Here is a 12,125-nt window from a genome sequence, read left to right as displayed (position 1 = left end):
ATGGTCAAGCTCAACCGCATCTACACGCGCACCGGTGACGCGGGCACGACGGGCCTCGTCGACGGATCGCGCATCGCCAAGTCGCACCCGCGCATGGCGCTGATCGGCGACGTGGACGAGGCGAACAGCGCGATCGGCGTCGCCGCGGCGCAGCTGCCCGCGGGGCCCGAGCGGTCGATGCTCGCCCGCATCCAGAACGAACTGTTCGATCTCGGCGCGGACGTGGCGACGCCGGGTGAGGATTTCGCCCCGTCGGAGATGACGCTGCGCATCGTGCCCGCCCAGGTCGAGCGGCTCGAGGCCGAGATCGACGCGATGACCGACCGGCTGGAGCCGCTGCGCAGCTTCATCCTGCCCGGCGGCAGCCCGGCCGCCGCGGCGCTGCACCTCGCCCGTGCAACGGCGCGGCGGGCGGAGCGGACCGGTGTCGCCGCGGCGGCCGAAGTATCGCTCAACCCCGCGGCGCTGACCTATCTCAACCGTCTGTCCGATCACCTGTTCGTGCTGGCGCGTGTGGTCAATCTCGGGGCTGGCGGCGACGTGCTGTGGCAACCTGGCGCGACACGCTGAGCAGGATTTCGTTTCGCAACCAATCCGCATTGACCTGGGTTATAACCGGCTCGGGAGGGCGGATTGGCGACAAGGGTTGAGGATCAGGCGGGCGCGCTGGCGCAGCGTTTCGCCGCCACCCGCGCGCTCAGCCTCGCGCTGGTCGATCCGCTGTCGGATGCGGATGCCACCGTCCAGTCCATGCCGGATGCGTCGCCCGCCAAATGGCACCTCGCGCACACCACCTGGTTCTTCGAGACGTTCGTGCTGCGCGATCATGTCGCCGGCTACGAAGCGTTCGATCCGCGCTTCGCCTTCCTGTTCAACAGCTATTACGAGGCGGAGGGCGCCCGCCACGCGCGCGATCGCCGCGGCCTGCTGACCCGGCCGACGCTGGACGGGGTGCGCGCGTGGCGCGCCGCGGTGGACGCCGCCCTCGCCCGCGCGCTGCCGCGCCTTCCCGCCGACGCCGTCGCCTTGGTCGAGCTCGGTATCCACCATGAGCAGCAGCACCAGGAATTGCTGCTGACCGACATCCTTCACCTGTTCGGCGAAAATCCCCTGGCGCCTGCCATCTGGGATCGCCCCCGCCCCGCGCCTGCGGTCCATCCCGGGCCGATCCGCTGGATCGAGGGCCGGCAGGGCATCGTCGAGATCGGCCATGACGGCGGCGGCTTCGCCTTCGACTGCGAAGGGCCGCGCCACGCCGCTTTGCTCCACCCGCACGCGCTGGCGGATCGGCCGGTCACCAATGCCGAATGGCAGTCCTTCGTCGACGACGGGGGCTACACCCGGCCGGATCACTGGCTGAGCGACGGCTGGGCCTGGGTCCGCGCCGAGGGCATTTCCGCGCCGCTCCACTGGCGGCAGGTCAACGGGCGCTGGCATCAGTTCGCGCTGGACGGGATGCATCCGCTCCACCCCGCCGCGCCGGTCACGCATATCAGCTATTACGAGGCGGAGGCCTTTGCCCGCTGGGCCGGCGCGCGCCTGCCGACCGAGGCGGAGTGGGAGGCGAGTGCCGCGGGGATGGATCCGACGGCGGGCAACCAGCTCGACGCCGCCGGCCCCGTCCGCCCGCGCGCGGCCCCGGTGGGTGACGGGCTGCGCCAGATGTTCGGCGATGTGTGGGAATGGACCGGCTCGGCCTTCCTCCCCTATCCCGGCTTCCGCCCCGCGGCGGGTGCGGTCGGCGAGTATAACGGCAAGTTCATGTCGGCCCAGTTCGTGCTGAAGGGCGCGAGCTGCGCGACGCCGCGGGGCCATTCGCGCGCGTCCTATCGCAACTTCTTCCACCCGCATCAGCGCTGGCAGTTCACCGGCGTGCGTCTGGCGCGCGATCTCTGACGATCCGCCACGGAGCTCCCCGATGACCGATCCCGCCTTCCGCGCCGACGTGCTCGCCGGCCTGCGCGCCGACCCGCCGGCCATCCCCGCACGATGGTTCTACGATCGGCGCGGCTCCGAGCTGTTCGAGCGGATCACCGACCTGCCCGAATATTACCCCACGCGGGTCGAGACCGCTTTGCTCGCCGAATATGGCCCCGCCATTGCGGAAGCCGCCGGGCGTGGCCGCGCGGTGATCGAGTTCGGCTCGGGCTCCTCCGCCAAGACGCCGCACCTGCTGCGCGCCGTCGCCCCCGCCGCTTATGTGCCGATCGACATATCGGGCGATTTCCTGCGCGACAGCGCGGCGGCGCTCGGGCGCGACTTTCCCGGCCTCGCCGTCCTGCCGCTCGAGGCCGATTTCACCCGCCCGCTGGCGCTGCCGGCGGAGGTCGCCGATCTGCCGCGGCTCGGCTTCTTTCCCGGCTCCACCATCGGCAATCTCGATGCCGCGGCGGCGGTCGATCTGCTGCGGGCCATGGCAGGCACGCTGGGTGACGGCGCGATGCTGCTGATCGGGATGGACCGGGTGAAGTCCCCCGCAATCCTGATCCCCGCCTATGACGACGCCGCAGGCGTCACCGCCGCGTTCAACCTCAACCTGCTCCACCGGATCAACCGCGAGCTTGAGGCCGACGTACCCGTCGACGCCTTCGCCCACGAAGCCCGCTGGAACGACGCCGCCGCGCGGATCGAGATGCATCTCGTCGCCCGCCGCGATGTGGCCTTCACCGTCGCCGGTCAGGACTTCCGCATCGCCGAAGGCGGCGGCATCCACACCGAGAACAGCCACAAATATGGCGCCCGCGACGCGCGCCTGCTGCTCCGCGCGGGCGGCTGGACGCCGGTTACCGAATGGACGGACGCGGCGGACCAGTTCGCGCTGATCCTCGCCGAAGCGCGGCCGCGGCCGATCGCGCCGTGATTGCCTTGTCGGAGATCGCGATATAACCGTTGATCCGGTGATCGCCCCAAGCGCTTGCGCGGAATTCACGTCTTTGGTGCGACCTTCGTGACTTTCGGGTATCCTGATACCGGCCGCGCGCACCATCTCGATGTCGCCCGCGCGGTGCTGATGCTGCTCGGCATCCCCTATCACGCCGCCATGCCCTATCGGCTCGGCCAGCCCTGGATCAACGGGCCGGTGCCCGGCGCCCCCGGCTTCGCCACGCTGGCGGAAGCGATCCACATGATGCGGATGCCCGCTTTCTTCGTCGTCGCGGGCTGGTTCGCCGCCCTGCTGCTCGCGCGGAACAGTGCGGCGACATGGTGGCGTGGGCGGCTGGTTCGGCTGGGGGTGCCGCTGCTCGCGTCGCTGGTCACGCTGGTGCCGCTGCTCAACCTCGCCTGCGAATGGCCGCAGCGGCCGTGGCCCGCCGCGCTCGCCTCCTTCGCGCACGAATATGCCACCTCGCCCGGCTATTGGGTGCGGCACCTGTGGTTCCTGATCGTGCTGCTCCAGCTCTCCAGCCTGTGCGTGCTGGCCTGCCTCGCCCGCCCGCACCTGCGCACCGCGACGCTGCCCGACCGGCTGGATGCGGCGCTCGCCCGCCGGCCGGGCCTGTGGCTGGCAGCAGCCGCGCTCGTCATCGCGGCATGCGAAGCGGGCACGATCGAGGCCTTCTACGCGCTCGGGCTCGCGGGGGCCGTGTGGCAACAGGCGCTCAGGCTCGACGATCTGCTCGCCGCGCTGCCCTTCTTCACGCTGGGCCTGCTCCTCGCCCGCGCCCCCCGGGCGATGGCCGCGTTCGAGCGGCCGGGCATCGCCATGGCCGCCGTCGCGCTCGGCGCCGCCGCGCTGCATCTGGCCCTGCTCAACCGGGTCCACCCCGCCCTCGGCCGCGCGCTTGCGGCCATCGCGGCGGTGACGGTCACACGCGTGCTGCTCGCCGCCTGCCGCCGCTGGTTCGATCGGCCGAGCCGCACGGTCGATGCGCTCGTCGCCGCCTCCTTCCCGATCTACCTCGTCCACCTCGGCGTCGTGGTCGCTTTGGTGTCGCTCTGCGATGCCGCGGGGGTCGGCGCGTGGGCGGCCTTCCCGCTCGTCTGCCTCGGCACGCTCGCGCTCAGCTGGGCGTTCGCGCGGCTGACCCTCCGCGTGCCGCTGCTGGCTTTGCTCTATGCCGGCCGTCCGTTCAGCCGATCAGCAGCCCCGCCAGCGCCGCGGACATGAGGTTGGCAAGGCTCGCCGCCACCAGCGCGCGGATGCCGAGCTTCGCGATCACCGGTCGCTGATTGGGCGCGAGGCTCCCGGTCACCGCCATCTGGATCGCGATGGAGGAGAAATTGGCGAAGCCGCACAGCGCGAAGGTGACCACCGCCACCGTCCGCTCGCTCAGGTTCGCTGCCTGCTGCCCCAGCGAGATGTACGACACGAACTCGTTCAGCACGATCTTCTGGCCGAACAGCCCGCCCGCCACCAGCGCCTCGCGCCACGGCACGTTGAGCAGCCACATGACCGGCGCGAAAACAAAGCCGAGCAGCCGCTCGAAGCTCAGGCCCGGCACGCCGACCATGTTGCCGAGGCCCGCAAGCAGCCCGTTTGCCAGCGCCACCAGCGCGACGAAGGCGAGCACCATCGCGCCCACCGCCACCGCCAGCCGCACGCCCGTCTGCGCGCCCTGCGCCGCCGCCATGATGATGTTCGCCGGCCGCTCCTCGTCATGCGTTGCCTCGGCCAGCACCAGCTCGGCCTCCTCGGTGTCGGTGCCGAGCGGCAGCTCGGGCTCGGGCGCCGGCATGTCGGGCATCATCAGCTTGGCCATCAGGATGCCGCCGGGTGCGGACATGAACGAGGCCGCCAGCAGATAATCGATGCGGATGCCCATCGAGGCATAGGCCGCGAGGATCGTGCCCGCGACGCCCGCCATGCCGCTCGTCATCACGGTGAACAGCTGCGGCGGCGTCAGCCCCGCCAGATAGGGCCGGATCACCAGCGGCGATTCGGATTGGCCGACGAAGATGTTGGCGGCAGCGCACAGCGATTCCACCTTGGACACGCCGATCACCTGCTCGATCGCGCCGCCGATCCAGCGGACGATCTGCTGCATCACGCCCAGATGGTAGAGGATGGAGACGAGGGCGGCGAAGAAGATGATCACCGGCAGCGCTTGAATGGCGAAGTTCTTGCCCAGCGGGTCGGCCGCCAGCTGCCCGAAAAGGAAGCTGGTGCCCGCATTGGCATAGCCGAGCAGGTTGGCGACTCCGCCCGCCATCCATTGCAGCGCCGTCCGACCGGCCGGCATGTAGAGCACGATCACCGCGATCGCGGCCTGGAGCGCGAACGCCGCGCCCACCACGCGCAGCCGGATCGCGCGCCGGTTCGCCGACAGCAGCACCGCCAGCCCCAAAATCAGGAGGATACCGGCAAGGCCGATCAGATAATGCTGCATGAAGGTCCGGCTTGCCCACGCTTCTGGTTGCGGCGCGACACTACACGCGCCCGCCCACGTCACCAGCCGCTTTTCGCAAGCCTTCAATGCGGATAGCAAGGGGTGATGGACGCTCCCCGCCCCTCGATCCCGCCCTCCCTGTTCGCCTTTGCCATCTTCTACGGCGGCATGGTCTGCATCGCCGGCGTGCTCGGCAACAAGCAGGTGTCGCTGGGCGGCGGCCTGTCGGTGGAGGCGGGGATCTTCGCCTTCCTGCTGCTCGTCGTCACCTCCAGCGCGGTGGCGGAGCTGCACGGCCCGCACATCGCCAACCGCCTGGTGCGGATCGGCTTCGTGCCGCTGCTCGTGTCGCTGGCGCTGGCCATCCTTGTCCTGGCGGTGCCGGCCAGCCCCGAAATGGCACCCGATCGCCTTGCCGCCTTCCAGCTGATGATGTCGGGCACGCCGCGCATCTGGCTGGGCGGTATCATCGCCTACGGCGTGTCGCAGACGCTCAACGTCACGATCTTCTCGTGGCTGAAGGGGCGGGAGGGCGCGGCGCTGCTGTGGCTGCGCGCCGGCATCGCCTCGGTCGCCAGCCAGCTGGTCGATACCTTGCTGTTCGTCACCATCGCTTTCTGGGGCGTGTTCCCGATCGGCGGGCTGCTGCTCGGCCAGGGAATCGCCAAGGTGCTGCTGTCGGCGCTGCTGGTGCCGTGGGCGATCTATCTGTTCGTCGCGCTCGGCCGGCGGCTGGATCGCGCCTGATCGCTCGCAAATCGCCGCGGAAGCCGCTAAGCGCCCGCGCGATGGACGCCCACGCCCCCGATCCCGCGCTGCTCGCCAAGGCCGAAACGCTGACCGAGGCGCTGCCCTATCTCCAGCGTTATGCCGGCGCGACATTCGTCGTGAAATATGGCGGCCATGCCATGGGCGATCCCGAGGCCGCGGAGGATTTCGCGCAGGACGTGGTGCTCTTGAAGGCGGTCGGCATCAATCCGGTCGTCGTCCATGGCGGCGGCCCACAGATCGGCCGCATGCTGAAGACGATGGGCGTCGAATCGACCTTCGTCGATGGCCTCCGCGTCACCGACCGGCAGACCGCCAACGCGGCCGAAATGGTCCTGTCCGGCCAGATCAACAAGGAGATCGTCGGCTGGATCGGCCGCGCCGGCGGCCGTGCGGTCGGCATTTCGGGCAAGGATGGCGGCGCCGTGCTGGTCGAGAAGGTCAAGCACCCGACCGCCGATCTCGGCTTCGTCGGGGAGCCGGTGGAGATTGACCGGCGCCTGTTCGACACGATCGGCAAGGCGGGCATGATCCCGGTGATCGCGCCCATCGCGGTTGGCCCGGACGGCGAGACCTACAACGTCAATGCCGACACGATGGCCGGCGCGCTCGCCATCGCTCTCGGCGCCGAGCGGCTGTTCCTGCTGACCGATGTGGCGGGCGTGCTCGACAAGGAAAAGCGCCTGCTCACCGATCTCACCCCGGCCGAGATCGCGCTCTTGGAGGCGGACGGCACGATCAGCGGCGGCATGATCCCGAAGCTGCGCACCTGCACCGATGCGGTGCAGGGCGGCGTCGATGCCGCGGTCATCCTCGACGGTCGCGTGCCGCATGCCATGCTGATAGAGGTGTTCACGAGGCGAGGCGCCGGCACGCTGGTGCGGCTGGGCTGAGGCCGGCCGCTCGTTACGCCTGACGACAGCGGCGTCGCAATCCGCTAAGCCCCCGCCAATCTCCGGAGGCCGCCTTGTTCATCATTGAAATCCTCTATCAGATCATCCAGTTCCTGCTGCAGATCCTGTCCTGGATCATCATCGTGCAGGCGATCCTGTCGTGGCTGGTGGCGTTCAACGTCATCAACACCTCCAACCAGTTCGTCCGCCAGCTGCTCTACGCGCTCGACCGGATCACCGAGCCGCTCTATCGGCCGATCCGCCGCATCCTGCCCGATTTCGGCGCGCTTGATCTGGCGCCGCTCGTCGTGCTGCTGATCATCCAGATCCTCTCGGGCATCGTGCTGCCGCGGCTGATGCAGGCCGCTCTGGTCGGCGCATGAGCGCGGCGCTGATCGACGGCAAGGCCGTCGCCGCTTCGCTCAGGGAGCGGATCGCCGACGACGTGGCCGATTTCGCCGCAAGCGCCGGCCGCGTGCCGGGCCTCGCCGTCGTCCTCGTCGGCGACGATGCGGCAAGCGCCGTCTATGTCCGCAACAAGGCCGCTGCCTGCGCCGCCGCCGGCATTGCCGGCCATGAGCACCGCCTGCCCGCCGACACGAGCGAGGAGGCGCTGCTCGCAGTCGTCCTGGGGCTCAATGCCGATCCGTCGGTCGACGGTATCCTCGTCCAGTTGCCGCTGCCGCCGCAGATCGATGCTTCCCGCATCCTCGCCGCCATCTCGGCGGACAAGGATGTCGACGGCTTCCACGCGACCAATGCCGGGCGCCTCGCCACCGGCCTGCCCGGCTTCGTCCCCTGCACGCCGCTCGGCTGCCTCCACCTGATCCGCTCGGTCGGACCGGACCTGCGCGGTGCCGAGGCGGTGGTGATCGGCCGCTCCAACATCGTCGGCAAGCCGATGGCGGCGCTGCTGCTGGGCGCCGACTGCACCGTCACCATCGCCCATTCGCGCACGCGCGATCTGCCGGAGGTGGCGCGTCGCGCCGACATCCTCGTCGCGGCGGTCGGCCGGCCCGAAATGGTGCGCGGCGACTGGGTAAAGCCTGGCGCGATCGTCATCGATGTGGGCATCAATCGCATCGCATCGACGCCCGGTCGAACGAAGCTGGTCGGTGACGTCCACTTTGCCGAGGCATCGGCCGTGGCGCGGGCCATCACGCCCGTGCCCGGAGGAGTCGGGCCGATGACGATCGCGATGCTGCTTGCCAACACGCTGGAGGCCGCGCGGCGCCACGCCGGGCTCGCCTGATGCTGGCGCTCCTCCTCGCCGCGGCGGTGCCCGCGCCGACGACCGCAATCGACGCCGAGCGCGCCTTTGCGGCAATGGCGCAGGCCAAGGGCCAGTGGACCGCCTTCCGCCACTATGCCGCGCCCGAGGGCATGATGTTCGTGCCGGAGCCGGTGAAGGCGCAGGAGTGGCTGAAGGACCGCAAGGATCCGCCACAGGCGCTCCGCTGGAGCCCGACTGCCAACTTCGTGTCCTGTGATGGCAGCTTCGCGGTCAACACCGGAGAGTGGCGCGGCGGCAAGGCCGCGGGCTACTTCACGACTCTCTGGCAGCGCAAGGCCGTTGGCGGCTGGCACTGGCTGATCGACGCTGGTGATACGCTTGCCACACCCCGCAGCCGATGAGCAAGCCTTTGGTCCGCAGAGCGGCTTGCAAAGGCAAACCCAGTTGGATGCCGGGCACAGCGTTTCGGCACAGTCCCGCTTATTGGAAGCGCGGCGCGTCTGCAGATGGCACGCTGGCTTACGAATGGTATGCTCAACGCGACCATTCCCGCGTGGTGCAGGCATGGCTGTGGACCGGCAGCACCTGGGACAAGGTGATCGACGATCACGTCGCTGCCCCGAAATGACCGAGCTGTTCCTCTCCGCCTTCGTCACCTTCTTCGTGGTGATCGATCCGCCCGGCTGTGCGCCGATCTTCGCCAGCCTGACGGCGGGCTCGTCGGGCGCACACCGGCGCGCCATGGCGATCCGCTCGGTCGTCGTCGCCGCCGCGATCCTGCTGGTCTTCGCGCTGGTCGGTGAGCCGTTGCTCCGGACGCTCGGCATCAGCCTCGACGCTTTCCGCACCGCGGGCGGCATCATGCTGTTCCTGATCGCGCTGGAGATGGTGTTCGAGAAGCGCACGCAGCGGCGGGAGGAGCGCGCGGACGAGATCACCCGCACCGCCGAGGCGGAGCACCGCCCGCTGGAGGCGGAGGATATCTCCGTCTTCCCCATGGCGATCCCGATGATCGCGGGGCCGGGCTCGATCGCCACCACCATGCTGCTGATGAGCCGGGCGCATGGCCTGGCCTCGAGCTTCGTCGTGTTCGGCGCCCTGCTGGCGACGCTCGCCCTCATGCTGCTGTCGCTGCTTGCCGCCGGGCCGCTGATGAAGGTGCTCGGCCCCAAGCTGGAAGCGATGATCACCCGCGTCCTCGGCGTGATCCTCGCCGCCCTCGCCGCGCAATTCGTCATCGACGGCCTGAAGGCGAGCTTCGCCTGAGCAGCGCAGCCACTGGCAGGCTGCGGCCAGACGCCCTATCCTGCCGGGCATGACCCGCCCGCGCAGCTTCGTCGAATTCTGGCCGACCTATCTGCGCGACCATGCGCGGCCCGGCACGCGCGCACTGCACTTTGCCGGCACCAGCCTCGTCGTCGCCATCGCCTTGTGGCTGGCAGTCAGCGGGCGCTGGTCGCTGTGGTGGCTGCTGCCGCTTGCGGGCTACGGCTTCGCCTGGGCCGCGCACATGCTGGTGGAGCGCAACCGCCCCGCCACCTTTCGCCACCCGCTCTGGTCGCTTGCGGCGGATTTCCGGATGTGGGGCCTGTGGATCACCGGCCGCCTCGGGCCCGAGCTGAAGCGCGCCGGGATCGGCTGAGCAGGGTTCAGCCGAGCGCGGGCGCCGCCGCCCCGACCGGCCCCACCGGCGCATCCTCGCCGCGCGAATAGGTGCCCGTCAGCAACCCCGCGGCCAGCACCTTGCCCGCCATCGCGCGCACCAGGGCGCTGCGCCCCGGCGTCTCTCCCGCATCGATCGGCTCGGACAACGCGAAGAGCTGGAAGGCATAAGCGTGGGCGCCATGTCCGGTCGGCGGGTCGGGCGGCAGCCATCCCTCCCGGCCGAAGCTGTTGCGCCCGACATCGCGGCCATCGGGCCCGCCCGCGCCATCGCGCCGGATCGCGCCTTCCTCCAGCCGGTGGAGGTCGGCCGGCAGGTTCCAGACGATGGCGTGGACGAGCGGCGTCGGCGCGGGTGCGTCGGCATCCTCGACGATCAGCGCCAATCCCGCCGTACCCTCCGGCAACGGTCCCCATACAAGCGGCGGCGACACGCCCTCCCCATCCGCGGTGAATCGGGGCGGCAGGCGCGCGCCATCGGCGAAGGCGGGCGATTGCAGATCGATCCGCGGCAGATCGTGGCCGAGTTGCGCGCTGCCGATGGTCAGCTTGTCGGCTCCGGCCCGCAGGGGGCGGAAAGCGGCACCCAGCCAGCGCGGCACATGCTCCAGCATCATCACTCCTTCGTTGGCCGAAGCGTGAACGAGCCGGCCTGCCATCGGCTCCGCGGAGCCGGAGGCGTCCACGCGCGTTGGTCATTGCAGAGGAGAAACGACGATGGCCAAGACCCTGCCTGAACTCGCCAAAGCGATGCGCTCGATCGACTTCGCCATGCTGGCGACGCACAGCCGCAACGGCACCATCGCGATGCGCCCGATGAGCAACAATCGCGACGTCGATTATGACGGCGACAGCTATTTCTTCACCGACGCGGCGACGCTGACGGTGGAGGATATCGAGCATAACCCGCAGGTCTCGCTCAGCTACCTCGGCTCGTCGGGCCTGCTCGGCCAGCGGCCCTTCTTCGTCGCGGTCGAGGGCAAGGCGACGCTGATCCGCGATCGCGGCGCCTTCTCCGCGCATTGGACCAGCGATCTCGACCGCTGGTTCCCGCAGGGGATTGATACGCCCAGCCTTGTCCTGATCCACGTCCGCGCCAGCCGCATCCATTATTGGGACGGCGAGAAGGAAGGCGAGCTGCTGGTCTAGGCTCCTGCGTCCACCGCCCCGGACAGGCCGGGGCGGCGGCGCCCGATCAGAAGGCGGCGGTGATCGAGAACAGGACTGCTGAATCGGCGATGCTGCCGACACCGTCCTGCCCCTTGCTGAAGCTCGGCTGGAGATAGGCGGCATCGCGCTTGGTGATGTCGGTGTCGACATAGGCGACCCCCAGTGTCACCGGCCCCAGCGTATAATCCGCGCCCACCAGCCAGTCGAAATACTCGCCCGTCGGTGCAACGGAGGTGGCGAACGGCCCGAGACCCTTATTGCCGTTGGAATAGCCGATATGGCCTTTCAGCGTCAGCCCTGTGTCGGGAATGGCGGTGGAAACGTCGCCCCACAGGTACAGATTGTCATTCTTGTCGTTGGGATCATCATACGGCCCGTTGACCGGATCGGCTGCAATCGCGCCCGTCGACGACCATGCGCCCAGCGCCTGCTGCTTCGGCGCGTAGGCGACACCCGCCAGCAGGTTGACCGGCCCGGCGGTGCCCGACAGCTTGACGTAGGGCTCGAAGAAGTCGGTGTTATTGAAGCCGCCCGGGTACATGTAATAGGTCACGCCCACGTCCACCGTGGCACCTTCGGCCACCGGCGCCTTGAAGCCGGCGATCAGGTCCAGCTCCATGTTCGAGCCGCCGAACGTGCCCCAGCCCGCCAGGTTGGATCCCCAGAAGCCGCCATACAGGCCGCTCTCATGCGTCACGGTGACGCCGCCTTGCACCGCCGGATCCTTGTCCGACTGCGAAACGCCGCGGAAGCGATATTCGGAGACGAGGCCGATGCTGCCGTTGACGGTGAACGGCTTGGGCGGGGCGGTGTCCTGCGCAACGGCGGGCGCCGCGAAGGCGAGCGCCGCAGCGGCGGCGAGGAGACGATACTTCATGGAACATTCCCCTTTTTCTTTGGGACTGAATGTTCCGCCTGCACCCTCGTCGCGCGCCCATCTCGGCTTCAGGGCGAAGCGGAGGCACGTCGAACCGGGTGTGCAGGAAATAACGCTGCTCTTTCGGGCGAGTCCATGGCTATTCGGTCGCGGTCGGTGGCGTGAGCGCTGCTAGCGTCGCAGTGTTGCACTGC

16 protein-coding genes are annotated in these 12,125 nt (G+C 69.4%); 13 read left to right on the top strand and 3 right to left on the bottom strand.

Annotated elements, in window-relative coordinates; translation table 11 throughout:
* The 4 genes from BM360_RS15560 (at position 1) to BM360_RS15545 (ending at position 4,108) form a co-directional block, all read left to right on the top strand.
* The gene (locus BM360_RS15560; RefSeq protein WP_093315930.1) at positions 1–570 is read left to right on the top strand and encodes a cob(I)yrinic acid a,c-diamide adenosyltransferase; all 570 of its coding nucleotides are present in this window, start codon (positions 1–3) and stop codon (positions 568–570) included.
* Between the two features lie 63 nt (positions 571–633).
* The gene (gene egtB / locus BM360_RS15555) at positions 634–1,896 is read left to right on the top strand and encodes an ergothioneine biosynthesis protein EgtB (RefSeq protein WP_093315929.1); all 1,263 of its coding nucleotides are present in this window, start codon (positions 634–636) and stop codon (positions 1,894–1,896) included.
* Between the two features lie 22 nt (positions 1,897–1,918).
* Positions 1,919–2,860 carry an L-histidine N(alpha)-methyltransferase gene (gene egtD / locus BM360_RS15550; protein WP_093315928.1) on the top strand — a complete coding sequence of 314 codons (942 nt, stop codon included), beginning with the start codon at positions 1,919–1,921 and terminating at the stop codon, positions 2,858–2,860.
* A gap of 87 nt (positions 2,861–2,947) precedes the next feature.
* Positions 2,948–4,108: an acyltransferase family protein gene (locus tag BM360_RS15545; protein ID WP_131819278.1), complete on the top strand. Its 1,161-nt coding sequence runs from the start codon at positions 2,948–2,950 to the stop codon at positions 4,106–4,108.
* On the opposite strand, the gene BM360_RS15540 is transcribed toward BM360_RS15545, so the two are convergent.
* A complete protein-coding gene (locus tag BM360_RS15540; RefSeq protein WP_093315926.1) occupies positions 4,071–5,327 on the bottom strand; it encodes a NupC/NupG family nucleoside CNT transporter in 1,257 nt (418 codons plus the stop codon). The genes BM360_RS15545 and BM360_RS15540 overlap by 38 nt on opposite strands.
* Before the next feature lie 105 nt (positions 5,328–5,432).
* Between BM360_RS15540 and BM360_RS15535 the strand changes: the two genes are divergently transcribed.
* From BM360_RS15535 to BM360_RS15505, 8 genes are all read left to right on the top strand, one after another.
* Positions 5,433–6,074 carry a queuosine precursor transporter gene (locus tag BM360_RS15535; RefSeq protein WP_093315925.1) on the top strand — a complete coding sequence of 214 codons (642 nt, stop codon included), beginning with the start codon at positions 5,433–5,435 and terminating at the stop codon, positions 6,072–6,074.
* 41 nt (positions 6,075–6,115) lie between these two features.
* Positions 6,116–6,988 carry an acetylglutamate kinase gene (gene argB / locus BM360_RS15530; RefSeq protein ID WP_093315924.1) on the top strand — a complete coding sequence of 291 codons (873 nt, stop codon included), beginning with the start codon at positions 6,116–6,118 and terminating at the stop codon, positions 6,986–6,988.
* Positions 6,989–7,071: 83 nt separating this feature from the next.
* Positions 7,072–7,371, top strand: coding sequence for a YggT family protein (locus BM360_RS15525; protein ID WP_423228918.1), 300 nt, complete (start codon positions 7,072–7,074; stop codon positions 7,369–7,371).
* A complete protein-coding gene (gene folD / locus BM360_RS15520) occupies positions 7,368–8,240 on the top strand; it encodes a bifunctional methylenetetrahydrofolate dehydrogenase/methenyltetrahydrofolate cyclohydrolase FolD (protein WP_093315923.1) in 873 nt (290 codons plus the stop codon). Before BM360_RS15525 ends, folD begins: the two co-directional genes overlap by 4 nt.
* Positions 8,240–8,623, top strand: coding sequence for a hypothetical protein (locus tag BM360_RS19215; RefSeq protein WP_106407395.1), 384 nt, complete (start codon positions 8,240–8,242; stop codon positions 8,621–8,623). The genes folD and BM360_RS19215 overlap by 1 nt, the downstream gene beginning before the upstream one ends.
* A 47-nt stretch (positions 8,624–8,670) precedes the next feature.
* Complete coding sequence (locus tag BM360_RS19210) at positions 8,671–8,850, top strand: hypothetical protein (RefSeq protein WP_106407394.1); 180 nt, start codon at positions 8,671–8,673, stop codon at positions 8,848–8,850.
* Entirely contained in the window at positions 8,847–9,488 is a 642-nt protein-coding gene (locus BM360_RS15510) for a MarC family protein (RefSeq protein ID WP_093315922.1), read from the top strand. Before BM360_RS19210 ends, BM360_RS15510 begins: the two co-directional genes overlap by 4 nt.
* Before the next feature lie 49 nt (positions 9,489–9,537).
* Positions 9,538–9,864 carry an Mpo1-like protein gene (locus BM360_RS15505; protein WP_093315921.1) on the top strand — a complete coding sequence of 109 codons (327 nt, stop codon included), beginning with the start codon at positions 9,538–9,540 and terminating at the stop codon, positions 9,862–9,864.
* Positions 9,865–9,871: 7 nt separating this feature from the next.
* On the opposite strand, the gene BM360_RS15500 is transcribed toward BM360_RS15505, so the two are convergent.
* Positions 9,872–10,498: a YbhB/YbcL family Raf kinase inhibitor-like protein gene (locus BM360_RS15500; protein ID WP_093316089.1), complete on the bottom strand. Its 627-nt coding sequence runs from the start codon at positions 10,496–10,498 to the stop codon at positions 9,872–9,874.
* Positions 10,499–10,601: 103 nt separating this feature from the next.
* Between BM360_RS15500 and BM360_RS15495 the strand changes: the two genes are divergently transcribed.
* Positions 10,602–11,033 carry a pyridoxamine 5'-phosphate oxidase family protein gene (locus tag BM360_RS15495; protein WP_093315920.1) on the top strand — a complete coding sequence of 144 codons (432 nt, stop codon included), beginning with the start codon at positions 10,602–10,604 and terminating at the stop codon, positions 11,031–11,033.
* A gap of 46 nt (positions 11,034–11,079) precedes the next feature.
* On the opposite strand, the gene BM360_RS15490 is transcribed toward BM360_RS15495, so the two are convergent.
* On the bottom strand, positions 11,080–11,931 hold the full coding sequence (locus BM360_RS15490; protein ID WP_093315919.1) for a TorF family putative porin: 852 nt from the start codon (positions 11,929–11,931) through the stop codon (positions 11,080–11,082).
* Positions 11,932–12,125: the final 194 nt, after the last annotated feature.

The sequence above is a fragment of the Sphingomonas jatrophae genome, from assembly GCF_900113315.1.
Taxonomy (GTDB): Bacteria; Pseudomonadota; Alphaproteobacteria; order Sphingomonadales; family Sphingomonadaceae; genus Sphingomonas_P; species Sphingomonas_P jatrophae.
This window is presented reverse-complemented; position numbering and strand designations above follow the sequence as displayed.

Bases quoted from the DNA above. Each gene is read 5' to 3' on its own strand.
- BM360_RS15560 (WP_093315930.1), top strand. From the start codon at position 1: ATGGTCAAGCTCAACCGCATCTACACGCGCACCGGTGACGCGGGCACG.
- egtD (WP_093315928.1), top strand. From the start codon at position 1,919: ATGACCGATCCCGCCTTCCGCGCCGACGTGCTCGCCGGCCTGCGCGCC.
- BM360_RS15540 (WP_093315926.1), bottom strand. From the start codon at position 5,327: ATGCAGCATTATCTGATCGGCCTTGCCGGTATCCTCCTGATTTTGGGG.
- BM360_RS15535 (WP_093315925.1), top strand. From the start codon at position 5,433: ATGGACGCTCCCCGCCCCTCGATCCCGCCCTCCCTGTTCGCCTTTGCC.
- argB (WP_093315924.1), top strand. From the start codon at position 6,116: ATGGACGCCCACGCCCCCGATCCCGCGCTGCTCGCCAAGGCCGAAACG.
- folD (WP_093315923.1), top strand. From the start codon at position 7,368: ATGAGCGCGGCGCTGATCGACGGCAAGGCCGTCGCCGCTTCGCTCAGG.
- BM360_RS19215 (WP_106407395.1), top strand. From the start codon at position 8,240: ATGCTGGCGCTCCTCCTCGCCGCGGCGGTGCCCGCGCCGACGACCGCA.
- BM360_RS19210 (WP_106407394.1), top strand. From the start codon at position 8,671: ATGCCGGGCACAGCGTTTCGGCACAGTCCCGCTTATTGGAAGCGCGGC.
- BM360_RS15510 (WP_093315922.1), top strand. From the start codon at position 8,847: ATGACCGAGCTGTTCCTCTCCGCCTTCGTCACCTTCTTCGTGGTGATC.
- BM360_RS15505 (WP_093315921.1), top strand. From the start codon at position 9,538: ATGACCCGCCCGCGCAGCTTCGTCGAATTCTGGCCGACCTATCTGCGC.
- BM360_RS15500 (WP_093316089.1), bottom strand. From the start codon at position 10,498: ATGCTGGAGCATGTGCCGCGCTGGCTGGGTGCCGCTTTCCGCCCCCTG.
- BM360_RS15495 (WP_093315920.1), top strand. From the start codon at position 10,602: ATGGCCAAGACCCTGCCTGAACTCGCCAAAGCGATGCGCTCGATCGAC.
- BM360_RS15490 (WP_093315919.1), bottom strand. From the start codon at position 11,931: ATGAAGTATCGTCTCCTCGCCGCCGCTGCGGCGCTCGCCTTCGCGGCG.